Annotated in this window: 7 protein-coding genes and 2 pseudogenes; 8 read left to right on the forward strand and 1 reads right to left on the reverse strand. The window is 42.6% G+C overall.

Translation table 11 applies throughout. From position 1 onward, the window contains the following. The 7 genes and pseudogenes from ACED53_RS22370 to ACED53_RS22400 form a co-directional block, all read left to right on the forward strand. On the forward strand, positions 1-837 hold an 837-nt coding region (locus ACED53_RS22370; RefSeq protein ID WP_371715310.1), incomplete at its 5' end, for a type III secretion system needle length determinant. Further along, positions 837-1,802, forward strand: a complete 966-nt coding sequence (gene sctQ, locus ACED53_RS22375; protein ID WP_029223742.1) for a type III secretion system cytoplasmic ring protein SctQ — start codon at positions 837-839, stop codon at positions 1,800-1,802. The genes ACED53_RS22370 and sctQ, both read left to right, overlap by 1 nt. Continuing rightward, the gene (gene vscR / locus ACED53_RS22380) at positions 1,799-2,449 is read left to right on the forward strand and encodes a SctR family type III secretion system export apparatus subunit VscR (RefSeq protein WP_017096440.1); all 651 of its coding nucleotides are present in this window, start codon (positions 1,799-1,801) and stop codon (positions 2,447-2,449) included. The genes sctQ and vscR overlap by 4 nt, the downstream gene beginning before the upstream one ends. A 13-nt stretch (positions 2,450-2,462) precedes the next feature. Continuing rightward, positions 2,463-2,729, forward strand: a complete 267-nt coding sequence (sctS, locus tag ACED53_RS22385; RefSeq protein WP_017096439.1) for a type III secretion system export apparatus subunit SctS — start codon at positions 2,463-2,465, stop codon at positions 2,727-2,729. Then, the gene (sctT, locus tag ACED53_RS22390; protein ID WP_029222875.1) at positions 2,726-3,508 is read left to right on the forward strand and encodes a type III secretion system export apparatus subunit SctT; all 783 of its coding nucleotides are present in this window, start codon (positions 2,726-2,728) and stop codon (positions 3,506-3,508) included. Before sctS ends, sctT begins: the two co-directional genes overlap by 4 nt. Before the next feature lie 287 nt (positions 3,509-3,795). Then, positions 3,796-4,848, forward strand: a complete 1,053-nt coding sequence (gene sctU / locus ACED53_RS22395) for a type III secretion system export apparatus subunit SctU (RefSeq protein WP_017096437.1) — start codon at positions 3,796-3,798, stop codon at positions 4,846-4,848. Between the two features lie 114 nt (positions 4,849-4,962). Beyond that, positions 4,963-5,362 (forward strand): annotated as a pseudogene (locus ACED53_RS22400) (IS3 family transposase); the annotation flags it as partial. Positions 5,363-5,560: 198 nt separating this feature from the next. Here the strand turns inward: ACED53_RS22400 and ACED53_RS22405 are convergent. Continuing rightward, a pseudogene (locus tag ACED53_RS22405) lies at positions 5,561-6,603 on the reverse strand (IS630 family transposase). A 191-nt stretch (positions 6,604-6,794) separates the two neighbouring features. Here ACED53_RS22405 and ACED53_RS22410 point away from each other — a divergent pair. Continuing rightward, positions 6,795-7,166, forward strand: a complete 372-nt coding sequence (locus ACED53_RS22410; RefSeq protein WP_017097360.1) for a hypothetical protein — start codon at positions 6,795-6,797, stop codon at positions 7,164-7,166. Positions 7,167-7,312: the final 146 nt, after the last annotated feature.

Here is a 7,312-nt window from a genome sequence, read left to right on the forward strand (position 1 = left end):
GATTCAACGGTTTCAACGGATTCAACGGATTCAACGGTTTCAACGGATTCAACGGTTTCAACGGATTCAACGGATTCAACGGTTTCAACGGATTCAACGGATTCAAGCGCATCTCTTGATGGCTTGTATCTCGATCCCAAAGACATTATTGACGGTTTCCCAAAAGGCTTGAATACTCAACCAGCGCCAATCCAGTTTGATGGTAAAGCCGCTACCTCTGTGCAAAACGTCTTGAATGGTCAGCGACTAAAGCCCGATACGACAGTAAAAGAAGCGGTAACCTTAAGTAACGCGCAGATTAACACAGAAGCGAAAGCTACGTTGTCCGCATTTGAAGAGAAGCTAAAACCCTTAAAGCGCATTGATTTACATCATTCAACCTCTGAAGTGGGCACCAAACTGCACTCGGCGGCGAATATAAACCAACCGACTACTCAAGGTGATGTGATCCTAAAGAGTATGGAAGCGCAAACACCTCGCAGCTCGGCAAGAAACGTGAACGATCTGATTAGTAAGTTGGTCGAAAAGATCTATGTTTCTCTCCCAACAGCGAACGAGAAGGAGGTCCGACTGTTTCTCAATGAAGGTCAATTGAAAGGTGGTGAGATCTCCATTAAGCACGACAGTTCTGGTTACAGCGTCTTAATTAAACAAGAGCATGCCCTTTCGCTAATCAACCCAAACGCTAAACAAGAATTGGTTGAGCGCTTACAACGCTTGGGGATTGAACAACCGATTCGAATCTCAATCAGCGAGCAAATGAACCAACAACAAGATCAACAACGTTCTCGACAACAACGCAGTATTTATGATGAATGGAAGCCTGAGGACGAATGATGATACTTAATTTCCCTAAAGTCGACGCATCAAGCATCTCGCTAAGCAATCAACTATGTGCGAAACAATGCCACTTTCAAGATAGCCTGAGCAACAGCCTGTCGGTTACGCTAGGGCCAAAACCTCAATTTACTGGCTATCGTTTGGCGTTATTCATTGGAGGGCAAACGATCAAAATAGATTTTTGTGGTGCGCAATTACAGTTGTGGTTACATGACATGCTTGACTCAACGGCTTTTGAATCACTACCAAACTCATTGCAATTGGCGTTACTCAATAGCCAGATTGAACCATACACCGATGTGATTAAACGTCTTTTTGGGCAGCTTCCTGTCTTAAGCAAGTTACAACCTCTTGAACAGCAAACTCAGCAAGAGAATGTATTGATGCTCACCATCAACCGTGATGACGCATCTCTTAGCCTCTGGGTGCATGAAGGTCGAGATGTGCTACTTGGCGCGTTGCCACAAGCACCATCTTACCTAAGTCAAAATATTGCACTACCATTCTGGTTGAGTTTTGGCAAAACACGTTTGGCAGTCAGCCAATTCGAGCAACTGGAATTGGGGGATGTGGTGTTTTTCGATGATTGCCACATCGCACAACATCAAGTGCTCTTTCAGATATCCAATCAAAACCTTTGGCGATGCCAACTCGACGAAACCATACTCCACATCCTAGATAAAGAAACCAATATGAACGATATCAATAGCTCTGAAGTACTTACCGACCACAAGCAACTGCCAATTGAACTCACTTTTGATGTTGGTCAGCAAACCATAACTTTAGAACAACTTAACGCGCTACAACCTGGCTTTACCTTTGAGCTTAACCAGCCAATTTCAAACCCGGTCACTATGCGAGCAAACGGAAGAATTATTGGTGAGTGTGAACTTGTGAGCATCAATGAACGCTTAGGTGTTCGCGTTCTCGAATTGTTTGGCGGTAGTCAGGAGCCAGCATGATCCAGTTACCTGATGAACTGAACCTAATCGTCACGCTCGCCCTACTTGCTTTGGTTCCTTTCATTGCAATGATGGCGACCTCTTTCGTAAAGCTTGCTGTGGTGTTCTCTCTATTGAGAAACGCACTGGGTGTACAACAAATACCACCCAATATGGCGCTGTACGGATTGGCGATAATTTTGTCGATCTTCATTATGGCACCAGTAGGATTTGAAACCTACGACTACGTTACACAACATGAAATATCCCTAGAAGATTCCGACAGTGTTGAAGGGCTGATTGAAAGCGGACTGCAGCCATATCGAGAGTTTTTGAAAAAACACATCCGTGAAACTGAAACGGTGTTTTTTACCGATGCTGCGAGAACCTTGTGGCCACAGAAGTACTTCGACCGCTTAGAGTCAGACAGCTTATTGTTGTTACTCCCCGCCTTCACGGTCAGTGAACTAACTAGGGCATTTGAGATTGGTTTCTTGTTGTATCTGCCCTTCATCGCTGTCGACCTAATCGTGTCCAACATCCTACTGGCAATGGGGATGATGATGGTATCGCCGATGACAATTTCGCTACCATTCAAACTACTGCTTTTTGTGTTACTTGACGGTTGGACCAAGCTAACTCATGGCTTAGTACTCAGCTACGGATAGTGAGGAGAGAAATATGAATCCGGCCGAAATAATCCACTTTGCCACTCAGGCTTTAACGCTTGTTCTATTCTTGTCGCTGCCACCGATTCTGGTTGCGGCGTTTGTTGGCACCTTAGTCTCACTCATCCAAGCACTGACTCAAGTTCAAGAACAAACGTTGGGATTTGTCGTTAAACTGATTGCCGTCATAATTACCTTGTTTGTTACCGCACAGTGGTTGGGCGCCGAGCTGCATTCGTTTGCAACATTGACCTTAGATAAAATCCCGCAAATACGATGAGTTACGATGATTTGCACCACGCACTGTTCCTGTACAGCTTAACGCTTCCTAGGTTAATGGCTTGTTTTATATTCCTGCCGATCTTAAACAAGCAAATGCTGGGTGGCACCATGGTGAGAAATGGAATCTTGTGTTCTCTTGCACTTTTTATATTTCCTATAATTAATCAACAAAATTTACCTGCAGAAACGGATGGAATCTGGTTAATGGTTATCTTGGGGAAAGAGGTGTTATTGGGTCTGCTCATTGGCTTTATTGCGGCGATCCCCTTTTGGGCAATCGAGGCGGCAGGCTTTCTCGTGGATAACCAGCGAGGCGCAGCCATGGCGAGCATGTTTAACCCCACCCTCGGTTCGCAATCGACGCCAACGGCGGTATTGTTGACTCAAACTCTGATCACTTTGTTCTTCTCGGGCGGTGGCTTTGTCACTTTTCTTTATGCGCTATTTTCCAGTTACTCGTCATGGCCTGTGATAGGTTTTTTTCCAACCATAACAGAAGGGTGGGCACGCTTTTTCTACGACCAATTTGAGCAATTAATGTGGCTTGGAGTTTTGATGTCTGCGCCTATAGTACTGGCGATGTTCCTTGCCGAGTTTGGGCTTGCGCTCATCAGCCGATTCGCACCACAACTCAACGTTTTCTTCTTGGCAATGCCGATCAAAAGTGCCATCGCCAGTGTGTTATTGATTGTGTATCTGGCTCTGATGATGAACCACTTTCAAGCACTTTTCTCTGAAATCGCACTGTTCTCAGAGCAGCTAAACACTATTTGGTAATCGCTAGAGTCTGCTTATCTCTCGAACTTATTTTTGCAGCGACTTGTAGATTGTTCTTGCAAAAATAGATGCTTTGAAATGTGGTAACTCTATTCGATAAACCTATAATGCAGTGGAAAGAAACCACAAACGCCGTCCAAAGAGTTCAGCTAAAACGTTTTACTCTTTGTTGAGAGGGATTTACTTAGAACGATTCGGCGAAAAGGAATTAGCCGTCCGCCTCTCACCTGATTAAAACGCTTTATCTCGAACAAAATTCAACCAAAATAAATAAACAGGTCCTAATAATGAGCGGAGAAAAAACTGAACTCCCCACCCCAAAAAAACTCAGGGATGCCCGCCAAAAAGGGCAAGTTGCAAAAAGTCAGGAAATCATTTCATCTTCATTGATTCTGTCTTTGATTGTCGTGTTGTTTGCATTCGCCGATTACTATATGTCGCACATATCTGCCCTAATTTTACTGCCAAGCAAATTGGCATATCAGGGCTTTCAAGATGCACTACTCGACGTAGCTATCGCCATCGCCAAAGAAATGGTTTATCTGCTTGCGCCGATCCTCTTGATTGCAACCTTAGTCGCCATCATGGCTAACATGGGACAGTTCGGCTTTCTATTTAGTGGCGAGTCTGTCAAACCGGACATCAAGAAGATCAATCCAGTCGAAGGGGCAAAGCGAATTTTTTCGTTAAAGAGTATCATTGAGTTTATTAAGTCCATTCTCAAAGTTTCGTTACTTTCATGCATTATTTGGATAACGCTGAAAGGTAACTTAAACACGTTACTGCAGATACCTACCTGTGGGTTAGAGTGTGTACCGATCATCACTGGCGTATTAATCAAACAATTGATGATTATCTCTGCGGTAGGCTTTATTGTGATTGCCGCAGCCGATTTTTCTTACCAAAAGTTCGACCACACTAAACAGTTAAAGATGACCAAAGATGAAGTGAAACGTGAATACAAAGAGATGGAAGGCAGCCCTGAAATAAAAAGTCAACGTCGTCAACTGCACCAAGAAATGCAAACTTCTAACCAAAGAGATAACGTTAAACGCTCGAATGTGCTGGTTACAAACCCAACACACATTGCCATCGGTTTGTACTATAAAAAGGGCGAAACACCTCTGCCTGTGATTACCCTAAAAGAGACTGATGCGATGGCAAAGCGTATGATTGCGATTGCCAAAGAAGAAGGGGTTCCGGTGATGCAGAAAGTACCGCTCGCACGTGCGTTATATGCGGATGGGCAGTTAGACCAATACATTCCTGGCGATCTTATTGAAGCCACCGCAGAGATCCTGCGCTGGGTTGCGTCTCTGGAGCAATCTGAAGAGCAATAAGCGAGAAAACTATGTGGTTCAAGGTAAATATCGCTAGTACTCGACTCACTCAACTTGAAGATACAATTTTTAAGACATGAAAATGATCCATTTCTCCGTAAGCTATTGGTTGTGCATTACACCAGGCTCAATCGTAGAGCGAAGAAAGTAGAGGTCTCATTTAAGCCAAAAACGAGAAAAGCAATACAGCACCTAGCCATTGATGCGACTGGCCAATGGTTGATGGCGAAGGTGAATGGAAAGTCAAAAACGCAAGACAGATGGCAAGCGGAGAGTTTGTCGATATCGTATAACTCAAAGCATGAGCCGTCGTGGTAATTGTTGGAACGCCTGTTTTGAAAGCTTTTTCCACTCAATGAAAGTAGAAGCTGTCCAAGACGAGCCGATAATGATGCGAGAAGAGATGCTTCAAGCACTCTTTGAATACATCGAAGTTGTTTATAATCGAACAAGAAGGCACAGGGCTCTTGGGTATCTAAGCCCAATTAACTTTGAAAAACAATATGTCGCTTAATACCTTCTCCAGTCTAACTGGAGCAGATCATTAGGGCGAATGTCAAAGCTATAAACAAAGTCATAGGACTAGGTATGCCTGTTAGAAGCTAACTATTAGTCAAATATGGCGTCGTTGAACCTCAAGCTGATTTGATCAACAACGCCTACAAGAACAGATTCACACGATTGAACATAATGATAGTGGCTATATACCCAATCAACTTGAAGATGCAGGCTTGAGAACTTGAATTTATCATTAATTCGAGATGTCAAAGAGCCTGCGATCTCTGGAAGAGTCACAGTAAAAAATTGACCTATTGCCGCCTTGAAGTCCCGTTTGCTTTTGAAGTAAACATTGTTCCTCGACTTCTCATTCATTACTTTCCATAGCCGCTCTATTGGGTTTAGGTTTGGGCTATAAGGTGGAAGATAATGCAGTTCGATATTTAGGACAAACGCCGCATCTTTGACTAAGTCACTGCGGTGATATCCTGCACCATCTAAGATGATATGAAGCTTATGGGCTAACAGATAGCTCTCTCTTAACTTACAGAAAAAGCGAACAATACTTTCACTGTTAATGCTTTCGTAATCGTGAACAATGGTGGCACCAATATCCGACAGGTTCAGTGCACCAATAATGTTCAATCTGCTGCGATCACCCGTTGTTTCAATCACTTTATCCTGACCAGTACGTATCCAGCCATGAGATATTTTGGTTGATAAGGTTGGGTGAACAGCGTCGATAAAAACTATCGTTTCACCCTTACCACAGCTTGCCTTTAGTGATTTATAACCATCTATGAAGGCTTGTTGTTTTGCTTCATCAAACTTGTGTGGAACGCCTTTCGGCTGCTTGTAGCTAAAGCCATTGTGGTGAAGCCATTTGTTCATACCTGAAACCGTATAATCAAGTCCAAATGTCTCTTTAACATAGGCGACAATTTGATGAGTATGAGAATAGGTTTTCTCAGTCAAATGCTCGATTAGGTGCATGGTTTGAGTAGCAGAAAGTTTACTTTGGCTTCCGCCATTTTCAGGCTTAAGTTTTTCAGAAAGAACGTAGTCACTGAGGTGACGTGCAACGGTCGATTCATTAATACGAAGGGCTTGTGAAATCATAGTCTGACTCCAGTCTTCAGAAGCTAGCAAAACAGCCTTAATACGGTCGCAAACTCGACTGTCACGTTCATTGTCGTGCATTTGTCCGAGTTGTAGTTTCTGTTGAGGAGTCAGTGCAATTTTCATGGCTCGTAGCATGATCCTGATTCTAAAGAAAATCAAGCATCTTCAATGATCACGGGTATAAATACCAATCAAATTTGCTCTAATTATTCATTTTTTGAATTGATATTAAATTTAAATTGATATTAAATTTAAATTGATATTAAATCTGAATTGGGTTTCTATATATGCGATTTAACGTAATTATAAATATAATGGAGATATAAATGAAAAAAATCATTGCAGTAATACTTCTAGGAGTAACATGTTCTGTCTTAGCTAAAGAAGTGCCGGTTAATTCACCAGAAGTAGATTTGTTGCTTAGCAATAATACTATTCATGGTGTTCATTACGGGAAAAAAACAGTTCAATATTTTTCCGATTCAGGCACAACGTGGTGGATGAGTAGTGGTGATGTAAAACCCAGCGAAGGCACATGGCGCATTAAAAATAATAAATATTGTTCAAACTTTGGTAGTGGGGAAAGCTGCTACGAGGTTGTCCATGATAACTCACAAGATATCTATTACTTTTTAAAAGGCGATTTCCGAGCTCCGTTTATCCCTCGTGAGGGATACACGTTTAGCTCGGTAGACTAGTTGTTTCATTTATTTAACGTAACGGCACTTAGTGTGGCCCAAATTTAGACACAAGAACAGCTCCCTATTAGGAGCTGTTCTGCGTTACGGAGTCACGCAATTGAACATAGGAATAATGAACACCAATAATTTTTTTTAGTGAGTTT

Origin of the sequence: Vibrio sp. 1F169 (assembly GCF_041439605.1) — a bacterium.
Taxonomy (GTDB): Bacteria; Pseudomonadota; Gammaproteobacteria; order Enterobacterales; family Vibrionaceae; genus Vibrio; species Vibrio tasmaniensis_A.